This is a genomic window from Pigmentiphaga sp. CHJ604, assembly GCF_036972535.1.
GTDB classification, from domain to species: domain Bacteria; phylum Pseudomonadota; class Gammaproteobacteria; order Burkholderiales; family Burkholderiaceae_B; genus Pigmentiphaga; species Pigmentiphaga daeguensis.
In genome coordinates, this window is sequence record NZ_CP136998.1 from 5,720,517 (window position 1) to 5,747,065 (window position 26,549).

The 26,549-nt window shown below is 68.4% G+C and carries 24 protein-coding genes; 9 read left to right on the forward strand and 15 right to left on the reverse strand.

Annotated elements, in window-relative coordinates:
- Positions 1-8: 8 nt before the first annotated feature.
- The 8 genes from R4823_RS27590 to R4823_RS27625 all read right to left on the reverse strand — a co-directional run bounded on the left by R4823_RS27590 (position 9) and on the right by R4823_RS27625 (position 11,360).
- The gene (locus R4823_RS27590) at positions 9-2,195 is read right to left on the reverse strand and encodes a hydantoinase B/oxoprolinase family protein (RefSeq protein WP_338616903.1); all 2,187 of its coding nucleotides are present in this window, start codon (positions 2,193-2,195) and stop codon (positions 9-11) included.
- A 16-nt stretch (positions 2,196-2,211) separates the two neighbouring features.
- Positions 2,212-4,305 (reverse strand): hydantoinase/oxoprolinase family protein, encoded by a 2,094-nt coding sequence (locus R4823_RS27595; protein ID WP_338616905.1) that lies wholly within the window; start codon positions 4,303-4,305, stop codon positions 2,212-2,214.
- Between the two features lie 189 nt (positions 4,306-4,494).
- On the reverse strand, positions 4,495-6,519 hold the full coding sequence (locus R4823_RS27600; RefSeq protein ID WP_132980258.1) for a UvrD-helicase domain-containing protein: 2,025 nt from the start codon (positions 6,517-6,519) through the stop codon (positions 4,495-4,497).
- A 199-nt stretch (positions 6,520-6,718) separates the two neighbouring features.
- The gene (locus R4823_RS27605) at positions 6,719-8,929 is read right to left on the reverse strand and encodes a primosomal protein N' (protein WP_243724605.1); all 2,211 of its coding nucleotides are present in this window, start codon (positions 8,927-8,929) and stop codon (positions 6,719-6,721) included.
- Positions 8,930-9,333: 404 nt separating this feature from the next.
- The gene (hemE, locus tag R4823_RS27610) at positions 9,334-10,407 is read right to left on the reverse strand and encodes a uroporphyrinogen decarboxylase (RefSeq protein ID WP_087840320.1); all 1,074 of its coding nucleotides are present in this window, start codon (positions 10,405-10,407) and stop codon (positions 9,334-9,336) included.
- A 53-nt stretch (positions 10,408-10,460) separates the two neighbouring features.
- Positions 10,461-10,793: a multidrug/spermidine efflux SMR transporter subunit MdtI gene (gene mdtI / locus R4823_RS27615; protein ID WP_087840321.1), complete on the reverse strand. Its 333-nt coding sequence runs from the start codon at positions 10,791-10,793 to the stop codon at positions 10,461-10,463.
- A gap of 9 nt (positions 10,794-10,802) precedes the next feature.
- Positions 10,803-11,168, reverse strand: coding sequence for an SMR family transporter (locus R4823_RS27620; RefSeq protein WP_132980125.1), 366 nt, complete (start codon positions 11,166-11,168; stop codon positions 10,803-10,805).
- A 36-nt stretch (positions 11,169-11,204) separates the two neighbouring features.
- On the reverse strand, positions 11,205-11,360 hold the full coding sequence (locus R4823_RS27625) for a hypothetical protein (protein ID WP_165963236.1): 156 nt from the start codon (positions 11,358-11,360) through the stop codon (positions 11,205-11,207).
- 396 nt (positions 11,361-11,756) lie between these two features.
- Here R4823_RS27625 and R4823_RS27630 point away from each other — a divergent pair, with 396 nt between their 5' ends.
- Positions 11,757-12,656, forward strand: a complete 900-nt coding sequence (locus tag R4823_RS27630; protein ID WP_132980126.1) for a LysR family transcriptional regulator — start codon at positions 11,757-11,759, stop codon at positions 12,654-12,656.
- A gap of 17 nt (positions 12,657-12,673) precedes the next feature.
- Here R4823_RS27630 and R4823_RS27635 read toward each other — a convergent pair whose 3' ends face one another.
- The 3 genes from R4823_RS27635 to R4823_RS27645 all read right to left on the reverse strand — a co-directional run bounded on the left by R4823_RS27635 (position 12,674) and on the right by R4823_RS27645 (position 15,566).
- Positions 12,674-13,654: a tripartite tricarboxylate transporter substrate binding protein gene (locus R4823_RS27635; protein WP_132980127.1), complete on the reverse strand. Its 981-nt coding sequence runs from the start codon at positions 13,652-13,654 to the stop codon at positions 12,674-12,676.
- Between the two features lie 166 nt (positions 13,655-13,820).
- Positions 13,821-14,564, reverse strand: coding sequence for an IclR family transcriptional regulator C-terminal domain-containing protein (locus R4823_RS27640; protein ID WP_132980128.1), 744 nt, complete (start codon positions 14,562-14,564; stop codon positions 13,821-13,823).
- A 36-nt stretch (positions 14,565-14,600) separates the two neighbouring features.
- The gene (locus tag R4823_RS27645) at positions 14,601-15,566 is read right to left on the reverse strand and encodes a VOC family protein (protein ID WP_087840328.1); all 966 of its coding nucleotides are present in this window, start codon (positions 15,564-15,566) and stop codon (positions 14,601-14,603) included.
- Between the two features lie 124 nt (positions 15,567-15,690).
- Here R4823_RS27645 and R4823_RS27650 point away from each other — a divergent pair, with 124 nt between their 5' ends.
- Genes R4823_RS27650 through R4823_RS27685 form a run of 8 tightly spaced genes read left to right on the forward strand, consistent with a single transcriptional unit; the run spans position 15,691 to position 21,975 of the window.
- The gene (locus tag R4823_RS27650) at positions 15,691-16,536 is read left to right on the forward strand and encodes an alpha/beta hydrolase (RefSeq protein WP_087840330.1); all 846 of its coding nucleotides are present in this window, start codon (positions 15,691-15,693) and stop codon (positions 16,534-16,536) included.
- An 11-nt stretch (positions 16,537-16,547) separates the two neighbouring features.
- Positions 16,548-16,988: a lipocalin-like domain-containing protein gene (locus R4823_RS27655; RefSeq protein WP_087840331.1), complete on the forward strand. Its 441-nt coding sequence runs from the start codon at positions 16,548-16,550 to the stop codon at positions 16,986-16,988.
- Positions 16,989-16,998: 10 nt separating this feature from the next.
- Positions 16,999-18,246: an aromatic ring-hydroxylating dioxygenase subunit alpha gene (locus R4823_RS27660; RefSeq protein WP_087840332.1), complete on the forward strand. Its 1,248-nt coding sequence runs from the start codon at positions 16,999-17,001 to the stop codon at positions 18,244-18,246.
- An 11-nt stretch (positions 18,247-18,257) separates the two neighbouring features.
- Complete coding sequence (locus R4823_RS27665; protein WP_087840334.1) at positions 18,258-18,764, forward strand: aromatic-ring-hydroxylating dioxygenase subunit beta; 507 nt, start codon at positions 18,258-18,260, stop codon at positions 18,762-18,764.
- Between the two features lie 2 nt (positions 18,765-18,766).
- Positions 18,767-19,942, forward strand: coding sequence for a sterol carrier protein (locus tag R4823_RS27670; protein WP_087840335.1), 1,176 nt, complete (start codon positions 18,767-18,769; stop codon positions 19,940-19,942).
- Between the two features lie 8 nt (positions 19,943-19,950).
- Positions 19,951-20,334, forward strand: a complete 384-nt coding sequence (locus R4823_RS27675) for an OB-fold domain-containing protein (RefSeq protein ID WP_087840337.1) — start codon at positions 19,951-19,953, stop codon at positions 20,332-20,334.
- Between the two features lie 26 nt (positions 20,335-20,360).
- Entirely contained in the window at positions 20,361-21,608 is a 1,248-nt protein-coding gene (locus R4823_RS27680) for a CoA transferase (RefSeq protein ID WP_087840479.1), read from the forward strand.
- 22 nt (positions 21,609-21,630) lie between these two features.
- Entirely contained in the window at positions 21,631-21,975 is a 345-nt protein-coding gene (locus tag R4823_RS27685; RefSeq protein ID WP_165963237.1) for a non-heme iron oxygenase ferredoxin subunit, read from the forward strand.
- 7 nt (positions 21,976-21,982) lie between these two features.
- On the opposite strand, the gene R4823_RS27690 is transcribed toward R4823_RS27685, so the two are convergent.
- The 4 genes from R4823_RS27690 to R4823_RS27705 form a co-directional block, all read right to left on the reverse strand.
- Positions 21,983-22,711, reverse strand: coding sequence for a hypothetical protein (locus tag R4823_RS27690; protein WP_140416889.1), 729 nt, complete (start codon positions 22,709-22,711; stop codon positions 21,983-21,985).
- Between the two features lie 128 nt (positions 22,712-22,839).
- Positions 22,840-25,113 carry a penicillin acylase family protein gene (locus R4823_RS27695; protein WP_087840343.1) on the reverse strand — a complete coding sequence of 758 codons (2,274 nt, stop codon included), beginning with the start codon at positions 25,111-25,113 and terminating at the stop codon, positions 22,840-22,842.
- Positions 25,110-25,490 carry a RidA family protein gene (locus R4823_RS27700; RefSeq protein WP_087840344.1) on the reverse strand — a complete coding sequence of 127 codons (381 nt, stop codon included), beginning with the start codon at positions 25,488-25,490 and terminating at the stop codon, positions 25,110-25,112. Before R4823_RS27700 ends, R4823_RS27695 begins: the two co-directional genes overlap by 4 nt.
- A 30-nt stretch (positions 25,491-25,520) precedes the next feature.
- Complete coding sequence (locus tag R4823_RS27705; RefSeq protein WP_132980132.1) at positions 25,521-26,504, reverse strand: tripartite tricarboxylate transporter substrate binding protein; 984 nt, start codon at positions 26,502-26,504, stop codon at positions 25,521-25,523.
- Positions 26,505-26,549: the final 45 nt, after the last annotated feature.

The following is a 26,549-nucleotide window of genomic DNA, read 5'->3' on the forward strand; positions in this document are numbered from 1 at the left end:
TGCCTCCTTCAGGCCGCGACCTGGATGTCGAACAGGGATGCCTCGCCCTTGCGGCGCACCTCGACGTCGAGCAGCGTGGCGCAATGCGGGCAGGCGTGCTGGACGACCTCGAGGTCGTGGTGGATGCGCACGCGCGGGCCCAGGTCCTCGGGGGTGGCCAGGTGCTGGCGCGCGTAGTCCTTCCAGTTTTCCGCCGCCGGCGCGACGGCGGTGTCGCAGCTGTTGCAGACCAGGTAGGGCGTGCCCGACGCGCGCACGATGCGCGCCACGTCGCCGACGATGGCCACGGGTTCGGCCTGCGCCGTCTGCGGGCGCCCGGCCAGCGTCTTGCCGGCGGGCCATGCCAGCCTGCGCTGGCGGATCGCGGCGCGCGCGGCGGCGGTGGCGGCTTCGTCCAGGGCGCCGCCCTTCGTCACCACGCCGAAGATGCGTTCGGCCACCTGGGCCGAGAAGGCCCCGGCCGCGACATCGGCGGCCACGCTGCCGGCCGGCCGCCCCAGCGGATCGCCCCAGCCGCCGCCGGCGGTGGGATTGCACTCGTACACGTCATCCTTGCCGAACTCGAACTCGGGCGGCTTGGCGTTGAACTCGACCTCCTCGCCCTGCAGCCCGTCCATGCGGTCGGGGAACACGCCGTCGGCCAGCAACTGGCGGATGTTGCTGTGGCGCAGGAAGCGGCGATGATTGCAGCCGCTGGGATAGCCGCCGAACAGGCCACGCGAGGTGGGCGACTGGTAGCCGTGGCAGGCCACCAGCGATTCGACCTCGTCCACGCCGTGCAGCACGAAGGCCGCCCCGGCGGCCTGGCCGCCCACGTTGCGGCCGGCCCCCGAGCTGTCGGTGATGATGCGGCGATACATGTACAGCACCGGCAGCTTCAGTTCCGTGGTCTCGACGTTGGGCGCGCGGCCCGCGGTGATGTTGCGCTGGCCCGAGACGCTCACGCCGTCGCGGTGCGCATAGGCGCCGCCGCCCGACAGCATCACTTCCAGGATGGGCGCGGTGGCCGGTTCGCCGTACTGGTTGCGGCCGTGGATGTGGAACAGGTCCGGTCCGCTGGCCGGCGACGACTGCGCCTCGGCCAGGTAGTCCGGATGCGTGGCCATCAGCTTGGAGATGACCTCGGTGGTGGTGACCTCGACCAGCCACATCGCGCCCAGCGGTCCCTGGCTGCACGGCGCGGGGAACTTGCACGAGACGATGGAACCTTCGGTGGACAGCACCTCCAGCGGCCGCAGGAGGCCCTCGTTCCACGGCAGGTCGTAGGCGATGACCGGCAGGATGCCGGCGTAGACCCCGGCCAGGAGGCCCGTGCGCGTCGCGTTGACGAAGCCCGGCGCCTGCGGGTCGGACCCGGTGTAGTCGAACACGATGCGGTCGCCCTGCTTGCGCAGTTCGACGTGGATCTTGTAGATCTTGTTGTCGAAACCGTCGTGGTCCAGGAAGGCCTGGGCGCGGAACACGCCGTCGGGCAGCTCCTTCAGGCGCTTGCGCATCTTGGTCTCGGACAGGCTCATCATGCCGTCCATGACCGTCAGCACCGTGTCCACGCCGTACTTGGCGATGGTGTCGAGCAGGCTCTTCACGCCGATGTTGTTGGCCGCCATCAGCCCCTTCAGGTCCAGGCTGATGTTGGTGGGCAGGCGCGACATGCCGGTGATGAAATTCAACACGTCGCTGCGCAGCTCGCCGCGATCGATGATCTTGACCGGCGGGATCAGCATGCCTTCCTGGCGGATGTCCTTGGCCATGGAGGCGAAGCTGCCCGGCACCATGCCGCCCACGTCCAGCTGGTGGGCGCAGGCTCCGGTCCAGCCGATGCGCTTGCCGTCGACGAAGATGGGCGCCAGCACGCCCACGTCCGGGCAGTGCAGCGCGCCCTTGTGCGGGTGGTTGACGATGAACATGTCGCCCGGATTGATGCCGACGGTGTCCTCGCAATCCTCGATCACGTGCTTGACCATCAGCGACAGCGAGGCCGCGTGGAAGGTCACCGTCTTGCCCATGGTGACCACTTCGCCGAAGGCGCGGTAGAGGCCGGTGTTGAAATCGGTCGCCTCGTTCACCAGCGCCGATCCCGACACCGAGGCCAGCGTGGCCGCCTGTTCGTCGGTGATCGACAGCAGCCGGTGGCGGATCACCTCGAAGGTGATCGGGTCGACCTCCTTGGCCGTGTATTCGTAGACCTGATGCATGCTCGTCTCGATAGCGTTATTGGTTGCGCGCGATGGAAATCACGAAGTTGCCGTAGGGCTCCATTTCGACCGACTGGTCCGGGCCGACGACGATGGTGGTGTCGGGCCGCTCGATGATGCAGGGGCCCGCGATGGCACGGCCGGGGCCCACGTCCTCGCTGCGGTAGATGTAGGCGCGGATGAAGCCGTGGCCGTAGAAATAGACCTGCCGGTCGGACACCGGCCGGTTCGAACGGCCGGCGCCGTCGACCTGGCGCGCTGCCGGCTTGATGACCGGGGACGTGCCCTCGACCCGCACCACGGTGAACTCCACGCCCGAGCTGCGCAGCGCGGTGTTCTTGCCGTAGATGCGCTCGTACTGCGCCTCGAAGGCATCCACCAGCGCATCCACGTCGGCGGCCTGGAGCTGGCCGGCCGGCACCTCGACGCCGATCTCGTGTACCTGCTGGCGGAAACGCATGCCGATGTAGCGGTGGATGGTGACGTCGTCGCCCAGCGCCTCGCGCGCGCGGGCCTCGATCTGGCCGAAGCCCTCGTTCAGGGCCGCGATGTCGATGTGCTCGGATGCCCGCTTGAAACGCGCCGGCGCGTGCTGGCCCACCGCCAGCGAGAACGAGCGGTGGCGGTCGCCCGTGACCGTGCCGTAGGCCGAATGCGCCGGCCCGGTGTTGGGTACGACCACCTTGCCGATGCCGGCCACCTCGGCGTACTGGTGCGCATGCGTGGCGCCCGCGCCGCCGTAGGCCATCAGCACGAAGTCGCGCGGATCGTAGCCCGCGCGCAGCGTGACCCGGCGCAGCAGGTCCGCCATCTGGTTGTTGGCGACCTCGCGGATGCCCGCGGCGGCCTCTTCCACGCTCATGCCCAGCGGCTCGGCCACGTACTTGCGCACGGCCTGGCGCGCGGCCTCGACGTCCAGCGCCATGCGACCGCCCAGGAAGTAGCGCGGATCGATGATGCCCAGCACCACGTCGGCGTCGGTGATGGTCGGCTCGACCCCGCCGCGGCCGTAGCACGCCGGCCCCGGCGTGGAGCCCGCGCTTTCCGGGCCCACCGTCAGGTGGCCGTCGCGCACGCGGGCGATCGAGCCCCCGCCCGCACCGATGGCCGTGACCTTGATCGACGGCAGCGCCACGTGGAATCGGCCCACTTCGCGCACCGTTTCCAGCAACGGCTGGCCATCCACGATCAGGCCCACGTCGAAGCTGGTGCCGCCCATGTCGGCCGTCAGCACGTTGCGATAGCCCAGCAGGTCGCCCAGCTTCTGCGAGGCCAGCACGCCGCCGGCCGGGCCCGAGGTCAGCAGGTTGGCCGCCTGGAACGCCGCCTCGGCCGCGGGCAGCACGCCGCCACCCGACTCCATGATGGAGATCGGTCCCTGGAAGCCGAAGCGCCGGATCGCCCCTTCCAGCCCGTTGATGTAGCGATGGATGACCGGGCCGAGGTAGGCGTTGATCGACGTGGTCGACGTGCGCTCGTATTCGCCGATGATGGGCACCAACAGCGAGGACGTCGTCACGAACAGCCCCGGCGCCTCTTCTTCCACCAGTTCGGCCAGGCGCCGCTCGTGCGCCGGATTGCGGAACGACCACAGCAGGCTGATGGCGATGGCCTCGACGCCCGCGTCGCGCAGCTCGCGTATGGCCTGGCGCGCCGCCGCCTCGTCCAGCGGCACGATGACCTCGCCCTTGTAGTCCACGCGCTCGACCACGCCCTTGATCAGGTCCTGCGGCACGATGGGCTCGGGCACGCGACGCTTGGAGAAGTGCGAGATCTCGTGCGTGGGCATGCCGATCCAGCCGCCCATGGCGCGCTGGATGCGCAGCGTGTCCTCGAAGCCGCGGGTGGTCAGCAGCCCCGTCTTCGCGCCCTTGCGTTCGATGAACGCGTTGGTCGCGGCGGTGGTGCCGTGCGAGAAGTATTTCAGTTCGGCCACCAGCCGATCGGCCGGGATGCCCAGTTCCTCGGCCGCCAGTTTCATGGCGTCCAGCACGCCGCGCGTGCGGTCGTCGGGCGTCGTCAGCGCCTTGAAGATGCGCACGTCGCCGTCGTCGGACAGAAGAACGAGGTCGGTGAACGTCCCTCCGATATCCGTACCTATGTAAGACACGAGTCTTTCCTCCAGATGCCGCCCCAGCGGGCGATCGTTCCCCGGCACACGGCCGCCGCGCGGCCGCGTCCGAATCTGGCGCTATTAGAACCCGAAAAACATTCTATGTATAGAACTATAGAATGTTAAAAGACTAGGTAATTACCCTTTTAGGGCGGCAAGCTGGCGCCGCTCGACGCCCTCGCCGGCTCAGCCTTTCTTCAGCAGCGACTTCAGCCGGTCCAGCCTTTCCTTGGCGCTGAGCCCGGGCGTGGCATCGGCCACTTCGTCGGTCTCGAGCCCCATTTCCTTGATGAAGCGCGAAGGTTCGCGCGCGATGTCCTCGCGGCCGCGCTTGCGCTTCTTGCACCAGGTGACGGTCAGCGTGCGGCGCGCGCGCGTGATGCCGACATACATCAGCCGGCGCTCTTCCTGCACCCGCGCTTCCAGCGATTCGGCCGCCTTGGCGGGGTCGCCTTCCTCGTCGTCCTTGCCCAGGTGGGGCAGCAGCCCTTCCTCGGTGCCGACCAGGAACACATGTGGATACTCCAGGCCCTTGGAAGCATGCAGCGTGGACATGCGCACCAGGTCGGGGTCCTCGTCGTCGCTTTTCTCGAGCATGGTGATGAGCGCGATGTGCTGGACCAGGTCCATCAGGCTCATCTTGTCTTCCTCGGCCTTGCGCTTGAGCCAGCCCAGGAGGTCCAGCACCGTCTGCCAGCGGTTCTGTGCGCCGCGCTCGTCGAAGTGGTCGTACAGGTAACGCTCGTACTGGATGGCGCGCACCAGGTCGTCCAGGATCTCGGAGGCCGTCTCGCCCGACGGGGCGGCATCGCCCTTGGCGGCGCCGGCGCGCCACTGCATGCGGTTGATGAACTCGCAGAACTCGCGCAGCGGGCCGAGCTGGCGCGGTTGCAGGCGCTGCTCCAGGCCGGTCTCGAACACGGCGGCGAACAGCGGGATCTCGCGTTCGCCCGCGTAGGTGCCCAGCACTTCCAGGGTCGACTGGCCCACGCCGCGCTTGGGCGTGGTGATGGCGCGGATGAAGGCCGGATCGTCCTCGTCGTTGGCGATCAGGCGCAGGTAGGCCATGATGTCGCGCACCTCGGCCTTGTCGAAGAAGCTCTGCCCGCCCGAGACCATGTACGGGATCTTCAGGTTGCGCAGGGCCTGCTCGAATATGCGCGCCTGGTGGTTGCTGCGGTAGAGGATGGCGAAGTCGCGCCAGTCGGCCTTCAGCTCGAAACGCGCGGCGGAGATGCGCATGGCCACGGATTCGGCCTCGGCCTCTTCATCGTCCATGGGAATGACGCCGATCGGATCGCCCACGCCCAGGTCCGACCACAGCTTCTTGTCGAACAGCTTGGGGTTGTGCCCGATGACGTTGTTGGCCGCCGCCAGGATGCGCTGCATGGAACGGTAGTTCTGCTCGAGCTTGATGACGCGCAGGTTGGGATAGTCGGTGGTGAGCTTGGCCAGGTTCTCGATGGTCGCGCCCCGCCACGCATAAATGGCCTGGTCGTCGTCGCCCACCGCGGTCAGCATCGCGCGCGGTCCGGTCAGCAACTGCACCAGCCGGTACTGGCAGGCGTTGGTGTCCTGGTACTCGTCCACCAGCAGGTAGCGGATGCGCGACTGCCAGCGCTCGCGCGCCTCGGCGTCGGATTCCAGCAGCCGGGCCGGCAGGCGGATCAGGTCGTCGAAATCGACGGACTGGTAGGAACGCAGGGTGGCGTTGTAGCTGCGGTAGACGCGCGCGGCATCGCGCTCGCTCTCGGTGGTGGCCAGGCGCTCGGCCTGGTCGGGCTCGACCAGCGCGTTCTTCCAGAGCGAGATGGCGGTCTGCACGGCACGGATCAGGCCCTTGTCGGTGGTGGCGACCAGTTCCTGCACGATGCCCATGGCGTCGTCCGCCGCCAGGATGGAGAACTGCGGCTTGAGCCCCACCTGCTTGGCTTCCTCGCGCAGCATCTTCACGCCCAGCGAGTGGAAGGTACTGATGGTCAGGCCCTTGATGGCATTGGGCGGCGCGACCGACCCGACCCGCTCGGCCATCTCGCGCGCGGCCTTGTTGGTGAAGGTGAGCGCGGCCACGTTGCGCGCCGAATAGCCGCAGTCGCGCAGCAGGTAGGCGATCTTCTGCGTGATGACGCGGGTCTTGCCGCTGCCGGCCCCGGCCAGCACCAGGCAGGGGCCGTCCAGGTAGCGGACGGCCTCGCGCTGCGCCGGGTTCATGCCGGCGTCGAGCGGGGGCAGCGCGGCCGATGCGCGTCCGTCGGGCTTGTTCAGCCGCGAGTCGGCGCGGTCCATGGCACGGGTCGCGGCGGAAGAGGAAGAGGCAGTCATACGCTAGCTTGGAAATCGATGGCGCGCGGCGGACGGCCGCGCGGACGGTACTCGGGGGCGGACATGGACGGCGGCCAGGGATCGCGCATCAGATCTCCAGCGGATCGACCTCGAGGTGCCAGCGCACCCGGGCGGCCGCCGCCAGGCCGGGCAGCACGCCGGCCCACGCGCGCAGGAAACCCTGCAATGCGGGACGGCTGTCGCTTTCCACCAGCAACTGGGCGCGTTCGACATTGGCCACGCGAACCACGCGCAGCGGTACAGGATCATAGAGCGTAATGCGCGACATATCCGCGGCCTGGGACGAATCGGTCCCATCGCCCCCCTCCGTCCAGGCCCGGGCCTGCGCCAGGAAGGCCTGGGCTTGCGCCAGTTCGCGCGCCTCGGCGGTCAGCAGGGCCTGGTAGGCGAAGGGCGGCAATCCCGCCGATTCCCGTTCGCGCAGCGCGTAGCGCGCGAAGCCCGCGTAATCGTGGCGCACCAGGGCCTGGTACAGCGGCTGCTCGGGATAGCCGGTCTGGATGTAGACCTCGGCGGGCGTGCCGGCGCGGCCGGCGCGGCCCGCCACCTGCATCAGTTGCGCGAACAGGCGCTCGGGCGCGCGGAAGTCGTGCGAGAACAGCATGGCGTCGGCATTGAGCACGCCGACGAAGCCCAGGTTCTGGAAGTCGTGCCCCTTGGCCACCATCTGCGTGCCGACCAGAATGTCGATGTCGCCCGCATGCATGCGGGCGAACAGCTCCTGGGCGCTGCCCTTGCGGCGCGTGCTGTCGGCGTCGATGCGCGCGATGCGCGCGCCGGGGAACAGCTCGCCCAGGTGTTCCTCCAGCCGCTGCGTGCCGCGGCCCATGGGCTGCAGGTCCTGGTTGCCGCAATCCGGGCAGGCCATCGGCACCCGCTGCTGCCAGCCGCAATGATGGCAGCGCAGCTCGTGGCGTCCCGGACCGCCCGGCACGCGCGGCGGCTGGCGGTGCAGCACCATGTAGGCCGAACAGCGCGGGCAGCCGCTGACCCAGCCGCATGCGTCGCAATGCAGGACGGGCGCATAGCCGCGCCGGTTCAGGAAGATCAGCGATTGCTCGCCTTTCTCCAGCCGCTGCGCCACGGCTTGCAGCAACGGCGGCGCCAGGCCCTGCTGGAGTTTCACGTTGCGGGTGTCGAGCAGCCGGATGCGCGGCGGTTCGGCCGCCAGGGCCCGCTGCGGCAGGGACAGCAGCAGGTAGCGGCCCGTCTGGGCGTGGTGCCAGGTCTCCAGCGATGGCGTGGCCGACCCCAGGATCACCGGCACGCCGCGGTCGCGGGCGCGCCAGATCGCCAGGTCGCGGGCGGAATAGCGCAGCCCTTCCTGCTGCTTGTAGGAAGGGTCGTGTTCTTCGTCGACCACGATCAGGCCCAGATCGGGCAATGGCGTGAACAGCGACAGCCGCGTTCCCAGCAGCACGCGGGCCTGTCCCCGCACCGCCCGCAGCCAGGCCTCCAGCCGCTCGCCGTCGGCCAGCCCGCTGTGCAGCACGGCCACCCCGCCCGGCCCGGCGATGGCCTCCAGGCGCCGGCGGAAGACCTGTTCCAGCTGCGGCGTCAGGTTGATCTCGGGCACCAGCAGCATCACCTGCCTGCCTTCGCGCAGGACGCGTTCGGCCACGCGCAGGTAGACCTCGGTCTTGCCACTGCCGGTCACGCCATGCAGCAGGACGGGCTTGAAGCCCGACAGGCCCGACAAGGCGTCCACCGCCTCCTGTTGAGCGGCGTTCAGGGCAGGCGGGGAAACCGGCGGCGCGCTGGGCGTTGCTTCCGGGCTGTCAGTCGTAGAAACGCTAAGGTCGGAAGTAAGCGCCCGCTCTTCATCCTCTGCCTGGCTCTTCTTGCGCCGCGTCCGCTTGGGCTTGGCCGCCCGCGCAGCCTTGGCGTCCAGCCGCGCCACCGGCCCGCCACCGGCCCGCAGCCCCTGGTAGGCCGCCGGCTTGCGCAGCGGCCCGGGCAGCGCGGGCAACATGACCTCGCCTAGCGGCCGCTGGTAATAGTCGGCCGCAAAAGCCGCCAACTTCAGCCAATCTTCGGGAAATGGCGGCAGATCGTCCAGCATCTGCACCACGTCCTTGACCTGCTCGACCGCAATCGCCGGCGCCGCGGGGATCTCGATCACGATACCTACCATCTCGCGGCGGCCGAAGGAAACGATCACGCGCTGCCCCACGCGCGCACCGGCCGGCGCTCGGTAGTCGAACAGCCCCGCCAGCGGCACGTCCAGCGCCACGCGTACCCAGGTCGTCCCTTCCTGCCCGCATGACGGCGAGACCAGAGATAGAGGGACGGACGGGGATGTGGACAACTGGTGAACTCCGCTTGAAGACTGCGGCATCCTGGCCGCGGGAACTTAAAGTAAAACCTCTGAATCTTTGCTAACCCCGCCGCTCGACAGGGAATTTTTAATCGGGCCGGAAGCTGTGGATAACTTTGGGGACAACCGGCGCACAATTAAGGTAATAGGACGTAGACGGAAAGTGCTTGCTTTGGGATCTAATGATACAGATCCACAAAAATCCATAAAAATCAAATGCTTACAGCCTACAACCGTGGCCCCGTCGAGCTTGCAAGATACGTTCCCGACAAAAGCCCGAATGTGCATAAGTTGAATCCGGGCTCTGGGCAATACGGGTTAGCACTGCCATTCGCCCCGCTCGGGGACTCGTCCACAAGGAGCGTCTAGGCGCCGGCGCGCTGCCTGCGGCTGTGCTGATGAACGGCCTCCACCAGCACGTCGACCGCCTCGGGCGGCGTGAACTGCGAGATGCCATGTCCCAGGTTGAAGACATGGCCCGGTCCCGGGCCGTAGCTGTCCAGCGTGCGCGCCACTTCGGCCCGGATGCGGTCCGGTCCGCCGAACAAGGTCATCGGGTCCAGGTTCCCCTGCAAGGCGACGCGATCCCCTACCGCGGCCCGCGCCTTGCCCAGGTTGACGGTCCAGTCCAGGCCGACCGCATCGCAGCCGGACGCGGCGATCTCTTCCAGCCACAGCCCTCCGCCCTTGGTGAACACGATGGCCGGCACCTGCCGGCCTTCATGCTGGCGGACCAGCCCGGCCAGGACCTGCCTGGTATAGGCCAGCGAGAACTCCTGGAACAGCCCGTCGGCCAGTACGCCCCCCCAGCTGTCGAAGATCATGACCGCCTGCGCGCCCGCCTCGATCTGGGCGTTCAGATAAACCGCGACCGCCTGGGCGTTCACCGCCAGGATCCGATGCATGAGGTCGGGCCGGCTGTACATCATGGTCTTGACCGTGCGGTAATCGCTGGACCCGGCGCCTTCCACCATGTAACAGGCCAGGGTCCACGGACTGCCGGAAAAGCCGATCAACGGCACGCGGCCGTGCAAATCCCGCCGGATCTGCCTGACGGCGGCGAACACATAATCCAGCTCGGCCATGTCGGGTACGGCCAGGTTGGCCACGTCGGCCTCGGTGCGCAGCGGACGCGCGAAGCGCGGTCCCTCGCCCGCGGCGAAGTCCAGGCCCAGTCCCATGGCGTCGGGCACGGTCAGGATGTCGGAAAACAGGATGGCCGCGTCCAGCGGAAAGCGCGCCAGCGGCTGGAGCGTGACTTCGGTCGCGTAGTCGGGGTTCTTGGCCAGCCCCAGGAAGGAACCGGCGCGCGCCCGGGTGGCGTTGTACTCGGGCAGGTAGCGGCCGGCCTGCCGCATCAGCCAGACCGGCGTGTATTCGGTTTCCTGGCGCGCGAGAGCCCGCAAAAAGACGTCATTCTGGAGTTTGGGCTCGGACACGGCAGACCTCGGCAAAGAGAAGCCTGGGATTTTACCTGGGTGGCGCTCGGGGCCTAGGCGAACTTCATCAGCAGCAGCCCCGCCACCAGCAGCCCCATGCCGGCCCAGCCGGCGGGCCGGATGTGCTGGCCGAACAGGGCCCGCCCGGCCAGCGCGGTCGCCAGGATGCCCAGCGCCCCCCAGGCGGCGTAGGCCACCGACAGCTCGATGCCCTGCACCGCCACGTACAGGCAGGCGAAGGCGCCGAAGACCAGGGCGATGGACAGCGCCCCGTACCGCTTGCGGGTGAAGCCCCGCGACAGTTTCAGGAAGATGTTGGCCGCCACTTCCAGGGCGGCCGCGATCAGCAGCATGGCCCCGTGGAACCAGGTGAAGGAATCCAGCATGACACCCCCTTACCGCGAGGCGGCAAGCGCGGGGACGGCGTCCTCGTCCGGGGCGGGCGTCATGCCACGCTTGATCAGAAGGATGCCGCCCAGCACGGCGGCAATGCCGGCCGCCTTGGCGGGGCCGATGCTTTCACCGAACCAGGCCAGGCTGACCAGCGTGATCGCCACCAGCCCCACGCCTTCCCAGACCGCGTAGGCCAGGCCCACCGGCACGCGTGTCACGGCCAGCGACAACGCGTAGTACGACGCGCCCAGCAGGACGAACATCGCCGCCAGGCCGCCCAGGTGTCCGTGGACGCTGCTCCATTTCATGAAGCTGGTGCCCGCCACCTCGGCAGCGATGGCGATGGCAAGAAAAAACCAATGTCGCATGATGCGCTCCTCGTTTTCATGGTTGTTGCGGAATTGTTACCTTGCGAGCAACAATATTCCGGCCATGATGACGAAGGGCAACAGCACCTTGGCGGCAGCCACCAGAACCTCGGCCGGGCGGAACGCGAACGCGGGGTCCGGCATCGCCGGCGGGATCGGGTGATGGATTCGGGTGGTAATGGGCGTATTCATGATGCGCTTCCTTTGAGTGACGAGCGCGAGCAGCCATGCGGCTGGCGCGGCAGTCGTGGTAATGGCGAGGTCGGGGTGCGGCCGCCGGAGGCAACGATGGAGTGCGCGGCGGCGCGGGCGTCCGGACGACGCTAACGATCCGGTGCGGGCAGGACCGAGGAAGCGCGGAAGACACGGGCAGGATGACTGCGGGATGCCGGCCGCACGCCATGCGCGGCGTGGGCGGGAATTCCGGAATATCCTGCGGCGAACGTGGCAGGGCGCCTTGCGATCGGTCCGCGAAACAGCGGGCAGAACATGGGGTCGCTCCCTATGAAAAAGGATACTTATTGCGTATTCCAGTATAGGGCGTCATTGCTTCGATGCCTTGACCATATTGTTATCTATACTTGAACAATGGACCGCCTGACTCCCATACGCGCCTTCCTGGCCGTGGCCGACACCGGCAGCTTCACCGGCGCCGCGCGCAAGCTCGGCGTCTCGCGCTCGGCCATCACCGGCCACATCCAGGAACTCGAACGGCACCTGGGCACCCAATTGCTCAATCGCACCACGCGGCGCGTCTGGCTGACCCGCGAAGGCCGGCGCTACGCCGAGCGGGCGGGCATGCTGCTGGAAGGGCTGGCCGAGCTGGATGCGGAAATCCAGACGCGCAGCGGCCGCGCCGAAGGCCACCTGCACGTGGAAATGGCCGAATCGGTGGCCAACGCGCGCGTCATCCCGCGCCTGCCGGAATTCGTCCAGGCCTATCCGGACATCTCGCTGCGCATCTCGCTCAACGAAGGCGTGGTCGACCCCACCGTCTCGGGCGCCGACATCGGCCTGCGCGTGGGCCCGCTGCGCGATTCGCCGCTGCGCTTCAAGCTGCTGGGCCGGGGCAACTACATCATGGCGGCCAGCCCCGCCTACCTGAAGCTCTATCACGCGCCGCGGCATCCGGATGAACTTCGCCGGCACCGGCTGATCGAGTTCTGGGATCCGGACACCGGCCGCCCCTACGACTGGCAACTGGTCAAGGGCAAGCAGACCGTCAGCGTGGCCGCCGAGGGCCGCCTGATCGTGGACAACACGCGCGCGGGCCTGACCTGCGCGCTGGCGGGGCTGGGCATCTACGAAGACCTGGACTTCCTGCTGGCGCAATCGCTGGCGGAGAAGCGCCTGGTGCAGGTACTGCCCGACTGGAAGCGCCCAGGGCCGCCCATCGCGGTGCTATACACGGCGCGTCGCCCGGTGCCGCCGCACATCAAGGCCTTCGTGGATTTCCTGGTGTCGGTGTTCGGGCCGGGACGCGGCTGAAGCGCCCGCACGACGGATCACTCCGGCACCAGGCCGATCTTCTGGGCTACCGCCTGCCATTGGACAAGATCGCTGCGCACCGTGGCGCCGAACTCCGTCGGCCCCTCGGGCAGCACCTCGAAGCCGGACGCCACTAGGCCGGAGCGCACACCCGGCTTGTCCAGCGCGCGCCGGATCGAGGCCGCCAGCTTGTCGATCACGGCTGGCGGCGTCCCGGCGGTGGTCATGACTCCGCCCCAGATGGTGGCCGAATAGGTGGGAAAGCCCGACTCCTGCACCGTCGGCACGTCCTTGAGCAGGGACAGGCGCCGGCTTTCGGCGGTAGCGATCACGCGCACCCGTCCGCTCTGGATGAACGGCAGCGCCGAGATGATGGACGCGAACATGATCTGCACCTGACCCGCGATGAGGTCCGTGAGCGCCTGGCTGGCGCCCTTGTAGGGAACGTGGACCATCCGGATGCCGGAGACCTGCTTGAACAGCTCGGCCGCCATGTGGTGGGGTGTGCCGCTGCCCGGCGACGCATAGTTGAGGCGGTCGGGATGCTCGTCCGCGTAGGCCACGAGCTCGCGCATGTTCTTCACCGGCAAGGCGTTGTTGACCACGATGACGATGGGCTGGTTGGCGATGCGCATGACGGGGGCCAGGTCGCGGGCGACGTCGAAGGGGATGCTGCGCAGCACGAACGGATTGATGGTCAGCGTGTTCGTGGCCAGCAGCAGCGTATGGCCGTCCGGCGCGGCCTTGGCCACGAGGTCGGCGCCGATGTTGCCGCCGGCCCCCGGCTTGTTGTCGACGACGATCGGCTGGCCGAGGATGTCCGCCAGCGGCTGTGCGATGTCGCGCGCCAGCACGTCGTTGCCCCCGCCCGCCGTGAACGGCACGACGAAGCGCATCTGCCGGGTGGGATACGCATTGCCCTGCGCCCGGGCACCGCCCGGCATTCCCCATGCCAGCGCGGGCAGCGCGGCCAGGAGGGCACGCCTGTTGTGGTTCATAGCTGTCTCCTCTCGGACGGGACGTTCGTTTTATAGTCCCAATATACGAAATATACTGACACTAAAATCAAATTTTTCCTATTTATTTTTTCGTATTCTGGGATTTTTACGAAACAAGAGACGAAAAACGCCGCCACCCTGGATGCGGGCGGGCCCGCCCGAGAGGTCAGTCCGCCCCGGTCCGGGGGTCCGCGATCTGGCGTATGCCGGCTTTCAGGGATTGCAGCAGGCCGTCCTTGTCCAGCACCTCGTACCGCTCGGTGCGGAACACCATGACGAGGCCGGCGGGCATGTTCAGGGGATCCTGTTCGATGGGGGCCGCCACGCCCACGTTGCCCTGGTCGAGTTCGCTGAAGGACACCGCGTGGCCCGCCCGCTTGACGGCGGCCAGCAAGGCCCGAAACGCTTCCCACGACTCGCCCAGGCCGGCCTGGGCGATGGCCTGCGCGTGTGCGCCATAGAGTCGCTTCTGGCGGGCCGGCGGCAGGCAGGCCAGCAACACCTTGGAGCCCGCGCCTCGGAACAGCGGCATCTCCCGGCCCCGGCCGTAACTCATGACGAGTTCCTGGTCGCCGCTTTCGCGATGCGTGACCACGACCCGGTCCTCGTAGAAGACCGTCAGCAGCACGTCGCATTCGTACCGCTTGCGCAGGGCCTGCATGACCGGCAGGCTGGCCATCAGGACCGGATCCCGCTGCCGGATGCAGTAGTCGAGCTGGATGATGCGCGGCCCCAGCGCATACCCGCCCGCCGCGCGCGTCAGGAAGCCCGCGTCGCACAGTTCCTTCACGTAGCGGTACGCGGTGCCGCGGCTGTAGCCGAGGGTCGACATGATCTCCTCCGCGGTCAGGACGGCATGTTCCGACGAGAAAGCGTCGAAAACGGCGAGCATACGTTTGAGACTGGACATGTCCGCGGATCCGGGGCGGTGGGGGATTGCGGAATGCTACCGCATGCCATCGGCGGCCAGCTGATGATGGCCGGGCAGCACCTGCACCGGCGCGCGCTGCCCCTGGGCCGCCGCGGCCAGGCGCAGGTCCAGCGCCAGCGCGCGCTTGTCGGCGGGCAGCCACTGGCGCTCGTGTCCCCACAGGCTGGCCCCGTGCGTGAGTTCGCACGGTTGCCAGTCCGGATCCACGCTGCGCCCGCCCCAGCCGTATTCGATCATCAGCGGAGACGGCGTGCGGACGTAGAACGAAGTCATGAAGTCGTTGATGTGCCGGCCGAGCGTCACCGCCACGCGGTCCTGCTCGCACGAGGCGATGTCGTAGCCCTGCCCCACGTCGTCCAGTGAACACAGCTCCACCATCAGGTGGTGGATGCCGTCGGTGTCGGCCTCGATCAGCGCCAGGCTGTGATGACGTGAATTCAGGTGGAAGAAGTAGGCCTTGAAGGGCTCGCGCATGTAGTCGCTCAGGCGGAATCCCAGCAGGTCGCGATAAAACGGCACCAATGCGTCGACATGGCGCGCGTTCAACACCACGTGCCCCAGGCCCAGGGGGCCGGTGCGAAAACCCGATATCGCGCGGCCCGGGCGGAACGGTTCACCGCCCCGGGCGGCGCCGTGGAAGACCTCCAGCCGATTGCCCGCGGGGTCGGACAGGGACAGCAGCCCCGTAACCTCCCTGCGCCGCGCCAGCGCTTCCGGTGCACGGACGAACGGCACCCGCGCGTGCTCCAGCCGGGCGCCCAACGCGTCCAGCGCCCCGGCATTGGCGACTTCCCAGCCGAAGAAATGCGGCTGGGCGGCGTCCGCGTCGAGCAGCAGGCGCTGGCGCCAGTCGTCCATGCGCAGCGCCAGGGTGTGTCGGCTCCTGTCGCCGATCTGCATGCCCAGCAGCCGTTGAGCGAAATCTTCCCACTCCGCCAGCCGGGAAGTGCCCAGGCCCACGTATCCCAAAGATTGCAGCATTGCGCCGCTCCGTATCTTTAAAATCCCATAATACGTGAAAAACAAATCAATAAATCGGAAATTTTTTGCTCAAATTAACATCTGTACTGTATATTGAGAAAAAATACGAAACCAGGAGCAACCGATGGAGACACCTTCCGCCCCGGACGCGCGGCCGCCTGAAGTCGGCAGCAGCCTGCCGACCTGCGGCTTCAAGACCAACTATCACGACGCCGGCAACGGGCCTGGCGTCCTGCTGATACACGGATCGGGCCCCGGCGTGACGGCCTGGGCCAACTGGCGCCTGACCATCCCCGTCCTGGCCCGGCAGGCGCGCGTCGTCGCCCCCGACATGGTCGGCTTCGGCTATACGGAATCGCCGCCCGGGGTCCGCTACCACTGGTCCACCTGGGTGGACCAGCTCACCGCGCTGCTGGACGCGCTGCAGCTGGAACGGGTCTCGGTGGTGGGCAACTCGTTCGGCGGCGCACTGGCGCTCAAGCTGGCCGCCCGGCATCCCGGCCGCGTCGACCGCCTGGTGCTGATGGGACCGGTGGGCCTGCGGTTTCCCATCACCGACGGACTGGAGAAGGTGTGGGGGTATCAACCCTCGCCCGCCGCGATGCGCGAACTGCTGGACGTCTTCGTCCACGATCCGTCCTTCATCGACGACGAGCTGGCGGCCATGCGCTACCGGGCCAGCATCCGCGACGACGTGCAGGCCCGGTTCGGCAGCATGTTCCCGCCTCCCCGGCAGCGGATCCTGGACGACATGGCCACGGACGAGGCCGTCCTGCGCACCATCCCGCACGAGACGCTCATCGTCCACGGGCGCGGCGACAAGGTGATCCCGATCGAGGCCTCGCGCCGACTGGCCCAGGCCATGCCGCGCGCGCGCCTGGCCGAGATCGACCGCTGCGGCCACTGGGTGCAGATCGAACAGCCGGCGGCGTTCACCGCGCTGGTCGGGGAATTCCTGGCGCCACGCTGAAAGGAGACACCATGCGCAAACAGGATCTGCTGGGCCGCTGGACCCTCAGACAATGGACGCAGGCCTATGACGACGGCCGCGTGACCCACCCCATGGGGCAGGCGCCCCGGGGCTTCATCCAATATGACGACGACCGCATGTTCTGCATGATCGAGCGGGCGGACCGCCGGGCTTTCGCCACCGGCGGGCAGTGGAACGCCAGCGCCGAGGAAAAGGCGCGGGCCTACGAGAGCTTCATGAGTTATGCCGGCACCTACGAACTGGCCGGGGACGAAGTCCGGCAGCACGTCGACATGAGCCTGTTCCCGAACTGGGAGGGCGGCGTGCAGCGCCGCAAGGCGGCGATCGTCGACGGCCTGCTGCACCTGTCCGCGCGGCTGGAGGACGGCACGCCCGAGGCCCGCACCGCCAGCCTGGTGTGGGAACGCGCCAGCCGCGCCATCACTTCCTGAGGGATGCTTCATGAAAGACATTGCCAGCCTGATCCGCGACGCCTCGGTCCACAGCAGCCTGTACGCCGACCCGGCCATCTTCGACCGAGAGATGGAGACCATCTTCGGCCAGGGATGGGTCTATGTCGGCCACGCCTCCGAGATTCCGCGGCGGGGCGACTATGTACGGCGCACCATGGGACTCGAACCCGTGCTGTTGATCCGCGGCGCCGACGGCATCCACGTCGTGGCCAACCGCTGCGCCCATCGCGGCAACCTGCTCTGCCAGCCCGAGCGCGGCAACCGCCGCACGCTGGCCTGCCAGTACCACGGCTGGATCTTCTCGCCCGACGGCGCGCTGCTCGACATGCCGCTGTCCAGTATCGAGCCGGACGAATCGCTGCACCTGAAGCGCGCGCGCGTCGACAGCTACAACGGCTTCGTCTTCGCGACCTTCAACCCTTCGCCCATCCCCCTGCTGGAGCATCTCGGCCACGCCGCGCGCGCGCTGGACCGGCAGGTGAACCTGTCGCCCGAAGGCGAGATCGAACTGCGCGGCCCGTGGATCAAGCACCTGTTCCGCGCCAACTGGAAGATGCTGTCCGAAAACGAGGCCGACGGCTATCACGTGGGCTTCGTGCACGACTCCTTCACCAAAAGCGTGGGTACCCCCGGCAAGTACGGCAACATCCTGTCCGGCGAAGAGGACCGCATCACGGCGGTGGTCCGCTACCTGGGCAACGGCCACACCGAGCTCGACTACGGCCCGACCTACGACCGGCCCATGACCTGGCTGGGCGTGGACGAGACGCGCTATCCGGACTACACGCGCGACATGGTCGGCCGGCACGGCGAATCGGCCGCGCGGGAAATCATGCGGGCCGGGCCGCCCCACACCTTCATCTTCCCCAACCTGTTCCTGGCCGAAACCTGTCTGGTCATGATCCAGCCCCTGGGCGTGGGCGAGACCGTCAACTGGCACACCCCGCTCTACCTGAAGGGCGCGCCCGAGGAACTGAACCGACGCATCATGCGCCAGGGCGAAGTCGCGTTGGGGCCGTCATCGTTCCTGACGGCCGACGACGCCATCATCGCGGAACGCCAGTGGCGCGCGCTGAAAGGTTCGCCGGCCTGGCTGGACCTGAGCCGCGGCCAGTCCCGCGAAACGACAACCGACGGCGGCGTAGTGGTGTCCCACTACACCGACGAGACTCCCAACCGGGGCTTCTGGCGATGCTACCGGGACACCATGGCGCAAACCGCCCAGCCCACGCTCTAGAAGGACATGCCATGCAGACCCCCTTGTTGCCGATCGACGAACACCGGATGCTGGAGCGCTTCGTCCACGAGGAAGCCCGGTTAGCGGACGAATCGCGCTTCGACGAATGGGAGGCGCTCTGGGACGAGAACGTCCGCTACTGGGTGCCCGTCGTCATCGACGGCGAGGAGCCGGATCCGGACCGCGACGTCTCCATCATCAACGACAACCGCTCCCGGCTGGCGACCCGCCTGCGGCAACTGCGCACCGGCACCCGGCACAGCCAGGCGCCGCGCTCCATCCTGCGCAGGATGCTGTCCAACCTGACGGCCGACAAGGACGGGAACGGCGACTATCGCGTCGCGGCCAACTTCGCCATCTACGAGTACCAGGTGCAGTCAGTCAACCAGTTGAACGTCTGGCCGGGCCGAGTCGAATATGGTCTGCGGCAGGTCGACGGCCAGCTCAGGATGTTCCTGAAGAAGGTATCCCTGGTCCACGCTTCGGGCCCGCTGCCCAGCCTTTCCTTCCTGGTCTGACCATGGCCCGCGCTCCGCTCTCGGCCATCATCGGCCTGGGCTTCAGCCCCCTTTCGCGCGAACCCGTCGGTTCCGTGCGCGCCCTGGCCGCCGCAGCCGTGCGGGCCGCCATGGCCGACGCCGGCGTCGGCCCCGACCTGGTGGACGGTCTGCTGCTCAATCCCAGCGCCCTTGCCGATCCCGGGGTCCTTCCGCCCAAAGTGCAGGACGACATGGGTCTGCGCACGCTGGGAATGCTGACCACCATCGAAGCCAAGGGCTCATCCGTCCTCCAGATGGTGCAATACGCCACGGCCGCCATCCGCGCCGGCATGGCGTCGGTGGTCGCCTGCGTGTTCGCCGATGCGCCCATCGGCCCGGCGCGCGGCGGCGGCGCCTCCTTCAGCAACGAAGGCTCGCTGACCGGCATCGCGGGTTGGGACGCATCGTACGGCCTGTTCGGTCCGGTCGGGTCCTACGCGCTGGCCGCAAGCCGGTACATGGCCCTGCATGGCGCCGGCCCGGATCACCTGGGTGCCTACGTCCTGGCCTGCCGCCAGTGGGCTGCAGGCAATCCGCTCGCCTTCCAGCGCGCGCCGCTCACGCTGGCCCAATACCATGCCTCGCGCATGATCGTCGAACCCTTCCACGTGCTGGACTGCGCCTACCCGGTCAACGGCGCAGCGGCCGTCATCGTGGCCGGCACCGACCGCGCCGCCGACGCCGGCCGGCGGCCCGTGTACGTCCACGGCATGGGCCAGGGCCACGCCAGCGCCGACACGCCGCAGGGGCCGCACGACCTGGCCACCGCCGGACAGCTCGCCGGCCGCAAGGCCTATGCGATGGCGGGCGTCGGGCCGAAGGACGTCTCGATGTGCCAGTTCTACGATGCGTTCTCGTACTGTGCCCTGGCCGCGCTCGAGGACTACGGACTGTGCGGCCGGGGCGAGGCCGCCGGCATGGTGCAGGACGGCGCGACCGCGCCCGGCGGCGCGCTGCCGGTCAACACCGGCGGCGGCCAGTTGGCGAGCTACTACCTGCAAGGCATGACCCCGCTCAGCGAGGCCGTCATCCAGTGCCGCGGCGACGGCGGCGAGCGGCAGTGCGCGGCCAACGATATCGTTCTGGTCAACGGCTCGGGCGGCCGGCTGGAGTATCACGCCGCGCTGATACTGAGCCCTCATCGCTTGCTCGCCTAGGACCCGCCATGCTGCTTGCTTCCGATCACTTCGAACGCCGCTTCCTCGACTTCGTCGCCAAGCGCGAGCTGCGCGTACCGCGCCTGCGCGCCAGCGGCGAGATCCTGGGCTACGCATCGCACGGCTACGGGGCGAACCCGGACGACATCGAATGGATACCCGCCAGCGGCAAGGCGACGCTCCATGCCTATGCCGTCTACCGGCAGCAGTACCACCCGGACTTTCCGCCTCCCTACAACGTGGCGCAGGTCGCGCTCGTCGAAGGCCCACGCCTGGTCAGCCGGATCGTCGCGGACGACGGCATCGCCATCGCGATCGGCATGCCGCTGCGCGCGCGCTTCGACCCGGCCGGAAGCCTGGTGTTCGTCCCCGACTCTCTCCCAGCGGCATGACCGCCCCTTTTCCGGAACCCCTGCTCATGACCGAGCCTGCATCCCACGCCTGCCCGCCTCCTACTCCCCCTACCGGCGCGCTGGACGGCGTGCGCATCCTGGACCTGAGCCGAGTGCTGGGCGGCCCCTACTGCACGATGATCCTGGGCGACCACGGCGCGGAGATCATCAAGGTGGAACCGCCGCAGGGCGACGACACGCGCGGCTGGGGCCCGCCCTTCGCCGGCACGGACGCCGAACGCGGGGACGCCAGCTATTTCATCGGCGTCAACCGCAACAAACGGTCGATGGTGCTGGACCTGTCGCGCGAATCGGGGCGGGCCGTGCTGCTGCGCCTGCTGGAGGAAGCCGACGTCCTGGTCGAGAACTTCAAGCCCGGCACCATGGAAGCATGGGGCCTGGGCTATGAACGGGATCTCGCTCCGCGCTTTCCGCGCCTGATCCATTGCAGGGTGTCCGGCTTCGGCGGCCATGGCCCCCTGGGCAACCTGCCGGGCTACGACGCGGTGCTGCAGGCCATGAGCGGATTGATGAGCGTGAACGGCACGCCCGAGACCGGCCCGCTGCGTATAGGCACGCCCATCGTCGACCTCGCCACCGGCCTCTACGCGACGATAGGCATCCTGATGGCCTTGCACGAACGCCGCCGCTCGGGCCTGGGCCAGTACGTGGACATGGCGCTGTACGACTGCGCCATGTCGCTGCTCCATCCCCACGCGGCCAACTATTTCCTGGACGGCAGCCGCCCGCGCCTGACGGGCAACACGCATCCGAACGTCACGCCCTGCGACAAATTCGCCACCCGCAGCGGCGAGATCTTCGTGGTCATCGGCACCGACCGGCAATTCCGCCGCCTGGTGGAGCTGCTGGGCATCCCGAACCTCGCAGCCGACCCGCGGTTCGCCACCAACAGCGACCGGTCGCGCAACCGTGCCGCGCTCTACCCCCTGCTTGCCGAGGCCTTGTCCCAGCATGACGGCGTGGCTTTGAGCCGGACGCTGCTGGCCGAGGGCCTGCCCATCGGCCCCGTCATGAGCATGGACGAAGCCCTGGGCGCGGACCACACGCACGCCCGCTCCATGGTCTACGAACACCACGGCTACAAGGGCCTGGGCACGCCCATCAAGCTGTCGCGCACGCCCGGCGGCCTGCGCCGAACGCCTCCCAGGCTGGCCGAACATGCGCGGGATATCCTGCGCGAAGCCGGCTTCACGGACGCCGACATGGACGAATTGGAACACATCGGGGCGACGGCGCCCCGGCGCGCGCGCTGAACCCTTTTCCCTGGAGCATCGCATGACCTTACCGGACGACTGGCGCGAGGCCTGTCTTTCCAACGATCTTCCCGAAGCCGGCACGCTGGCCGTGACCCTGGACGGGCAGGTCTTCTGCCTGTACCGGGTCGAAGGCGCTACCTACGCCACCGCCGACCGTTGCAGCCACGGCCGCGGTAGCCTGTCCGAAGGCGTCCTGGAAGCGCACACCATCGAATGCCCGTTCCATCAGGGCTGCTTCGATATCCGCACCGGCGCTCCCACGGCGCTGCCCTGCAACCGGCCCGTCAAGACCTACGCGACCCGCGAGACCGACGGCATCGTCTGGGTGAACACCCGTCCGCGCGACATGGCCGGCCAGCACTAGCACCGCTTCACCGCGCCGGCGGCTGGCATGGCGCCGCACGGTGCCTGCGGCGGTACGGATCCGCCGCGATCTCGTGCTTGCGCATCAACTGCCAGAACGCGCGGCGGTTCTTGTGTGCCGCGCGGGCCGCCTGCGAGATGTTGCCGTGGTAGCGCAGCAGCATGTCGGAAATGTAGTGGCGCTCGAACTCCGTCACGATCCTGGCCTTGGCGGACTGGAACGGTTCGCGCGACACGAGGCCGGAATTGCCGTCCCGGCATCCGTATTCGGCTTCATGCTCGTCTTCCGGCTCGGCCTCGGCCTGTGGCGCGTCGCTCGATGCGCAGGCCTCCTGGGGCTTGCCCGGCCCCGCGAGCAATACCAGGCGTGTCTTGAATTCTTCCCCGCACATCGGGTAGCGCATGAAATCGTCCAGCCCGAGCGACAGCAAATCCTGCAGCCCGGCGGCGCTCATTTCGCGCGCGAGCGCCAGGACGGGCGTCTGCAACGCCTCGCCGGCCACGGCCATCGCGGTGCGTGTCCATCCCAGAGTGGACAGGGTGACCGGCAGCAGGCAGACGTCGTAGCGCTTGAGCGCCAGCGCCTGGCGCCGCAGCGCGTCTGCCGATGGCGCGTCCAGCTGCACGCCATGCAATGCGATGCGTTCGCGCGCATCCTTCCAATCTTCCATCAGTTCGCGCATCCAGCCCGCATGCTCGGGCACCATCAATACGCCGCAATCGATCATTCCCCTCATGTCACTGCCCTCAGGTTGTCCGAGCCGCCAGACTAGGGGCGCGTGGCGAAGGCCTCAATCAGAGAAACCAACAAGCGCGATTTTGCGTATCCAGTTATCACGAGGACGGTCGTTAATGACCGGCCGGACTACTCCGCCAGGCGCAGGCTCTCGACCGTCGCGGCCGCGATCTGCAGGTCGGTGAAGGGCGCATCGACCAGTTGCTTGCGCGAAAACAAACCGACCTGGTCGTCATGATGGGGCGAGGCGGCGTCGGCCGACTGCCCATTGGCCGCCATCACCTTGGCCACGAGCTTGCCGCTCGTCCAGGTCACCGCATGCATGTAGGCCGTTCCCGCGACGATGTCGCCGTAGCCTTCGGCACCGAGCGGCGCGCCTTCCAGCGCATTCAGTATCCCCTGATCTCCCGATCCGCCATGGAGCGGAACGCGGCCGGCGGCGGTGGGGCGCGCCAGCATCCGTCCCCATGCTTCGTCGCCCTTCAGGCCATGGGTGCCGAGGTCGGCAATGGTGGCGGCCAGCGCGGCGCGCACGGCGGCCTGGACCGGCGCGCAGCCGGAAAGCGTGCGCACGCGCAGCGGGTGGGCCGGATCGTACGGCTGGGCGTACAGGTTCTCGACGGCGGCGAGCCGGGGCCAGAGCTCGGCGAACAGCAAGGCGCCACGGCTGTCGGCATTGTTGCGGCGGTCCCAGCGCGACAGTACGCCGCAGGCCGTGGCAGCCCCGCCCGTGGCCGAGACGCACGCGTCCTGGATACCGTCCATGAGGGTTTCGGCTGCGTAGTTGCGGTTGCCGAAGACCACGTCCACGGCCTTGTCCACCGTCACCTTGCCCGCTGCCAGCATCTCGGCCACCAGCCGGTGGGACATCCTGGTCCGGGCATTGGGCTCGGCATCCGGGCTGCCGAACAGGATCGAGTAGCGATCGTGCCGCTCGCCATGGATGGACAGGCTGTAGCTGTCGTTGGCGTTGTAGGCGACCCCGCGCGTGGCCAGGGCGGGAATCCGGTCCGCCGGCGCCAGCCGGGGGCGGCCCTGTTCGTCGCGCAGCAGGCATGCGCCGCGTGATCCGTCCAGCGCGGCGGGCACGCGGCCCGATGGCGTGGCCTCGACGGCACAGGCGGCCAGGCCGGCATCGTCGATGTCCAGGATGGGCCCCGCTTCGATGAACAAGGCATTGCCCGCGCTGTCGCCCGCCACGAGGTGGGCGGCGATGCCGCGTTGTCCGGCCACGGCACGCTGGAAGTCGGCCACGTCACGCGCCTTCGCGGCGTCCAGCATCTGGTCCAGGCCCCTCGCGTCGCCCGCGGCGGCATCGGTGACGGCGTACCAGCCGGCCGGCCTGCCGGGCGCGGCGGGCAACCGGTACAGCGGGCCCAGCGCGGTGTACGGCACCGCGTAGGCTTGGGTGCGCGTGGATCCGTCAGCCTGGCGGACCCCGATTTCCACCACGCGCCGCTCGATGGCGCGGGACACGCCGTCGACCACATAGGCGGGAGTCGCGCCGGCGCGCAGGTCGAGCCGCAGCGGCAGTCCGTAGGTCACCGTGGACGGCGCCTCGATGCTCCATGCGACGGAATCGTTGAAGCCCGACAGCGGCAGCGGCACGCCCAGGAAATCCGCCCCCATGACGTCCAGCTCACCGGGAATGGTCAGGTGCATCTGGTGCATCAACAGCCAGTGGTCCTGCCAGTACGTATGGGGATTGGCCACCACGATGGCGGCGCCCGTACCGGTGGCATCGGCGCCATAGGCCCAGGTATTGCTGGCCATGCCCAGGCGGGGCGGAGCAGGCGCCGCGGCGGCCCGCTCCGGCTGGTCCAGGTCGTCCCACAGCGAAGCCGACGCGAAGGGCGCCGCCAGAAAGGTCCGGTTCAAGGTGCCGATCTGCATGACGGCGCGCAGCACGTCGGTGGCGGCCATCGTCGGCGGACGCAACCCGCCGCACGCGGCCGGCGCCGCGTGGTCGCGGACGTAGCGGTTGAAGCCCGCGGCATAGCCCTCGGCCAGCGCGCGGGCCTGCGGCGACAGCGCCTTCCACGCCGCGTCCACGTCGTCCGCCGACAACTGCATGCGGTAGAAAAGGTCGCTGTCCAGGTTGGGCAGCGGCAAGAAGCCGACCAGCGCCTTGCCATCCGGGCCGAAGTGGGCCGACCGCTCGCCGCGCAGGGTGATGATGCGATCGGCCAGCGCGCATAGCTGGTCGCGCGCTACGGCATAGCCGTAGCCATACCCCAGCCCGCCGTGGTCGCTCGCTCTGACGTGCGGCACGCCGTACGTCGTCCAGCGCACGTGCGCGTCGAAACGCGCCGCCGGTTGCGACGGCGGCGGATCGTCGCCGCCTCCGCATCCGGCGACCAGGCATGCCGCCACCCCGGCCCGCACCCACCGTGCCGGGGTCATGGCCGCCTTTCCTGCTTGCGGGCGATGACCTGCATCTCGACGTGCGCCCCGGGATAGGCGATGCCGGCGATCATGGCCGTGCCCGTGGGCTTGCAGGGCAGATGGTCGGCCAGCACACCGATGACCGGCTGCACGTGCTCCATGGCATCGATGATCAGCGTGTAATTGACGATGTCCTCGAGCCGCGCGCCCGCCGCCTTCAGATAGGAAGCGATGTTGCGCAGCATCAGGCGCGTCTGTTCCTCGACCGTCGGCGCCAGCTTCTGCGCGGTGTAGTCCATGCCTATGGTGCCCGACACGAAGACCCAGTCGTGGTCGAACATGGCGCGGCTATAGGGTGCGCGCGGGAAAGGCAGGGGAAAGTCCGCGATCTGCATGGTGGCTTGCTCCGTGGATGCCGTGATTGTTCAGTCGAGCTTGAAGCCCAGCTTGCGAATGATGGGACCGTAGCGGTCCAGGTCGGTCGAGATCTGCCGGCGCAAGGTCTCGGGATCGTTGCGCGGGGCCGGCTCGAAGCCGAACGCCAGCAGCTTGTCGACCACGTCGGGCTGCCTGACCGCCCACTCCACCGCGCCGGCCACGCGCTGCGCGATGCCGGCCGGCAGGCCCGAGGGTCCGACGATGGCGAACCAGACCGACATATCGATGCCCTTGAATCCCAGTTCATCCAGGGTGGGCACATCGGGCAGTCCCGAGAAGCGCCGCGCCGAACTCACCGCAAGGAAACGCGCGCGCCCGGATTTCACGAACTGCGCGTAGGGCGCGATCCCGTCGAAGGCCGCGTCGACGGTGCCCGCCATCAGCGCCTGAGCCACTTCCGCGCTGCCCTTGAACGGCACGCGCCGGGCCTGCGTGCCGGCCGCGTCGTTGAACGTGTCCACCAGGATCTGCGAGACGATGGCCGCGGCGCCGATGTTCAGGCCGGCGCCGCCCGACTTGCCTCGCTCGACCAGGTCCGCCACGCTGGCCGGGTCCTTGGGCTGGCTGCGCGCCACCACCGCGTTGGGACCGACCACGGCCAGCGAGATCGGCGTGAAATCCTTCTTCGGATCGTAGGGAAGCTTTTCGTACAGCGCCGGATTGAGCACGAAGGTCTGGTCGATGGACCACAGCAGCGTGTAGCCGTCGGGCGGCGCGCGCAGCACTTCCTGCACGCCGATCAGCGTATTGCCGCCCGCCTTGTTCTCGACGATGATGGGCTGCCCCAGCCGTTCCTGCACCTTGAGCGCGATCAGGCGCGCCGCGACGTCCGCGCCGCCGCCGGCCACGAAGGGCACCACCAGCCGCACCGGACGGACCGGCCAATCGGCCGCCGCGGCGGCCGATGCCGCCAGTGCGCACCCCAGCGCGAAGCAGGCCCGCAGCAGGCGGCTGACATGCCGGACGTTCATCATTACACTCCGTCGGAAAGTTGCAGTGATGCTAACGTTCCGGCT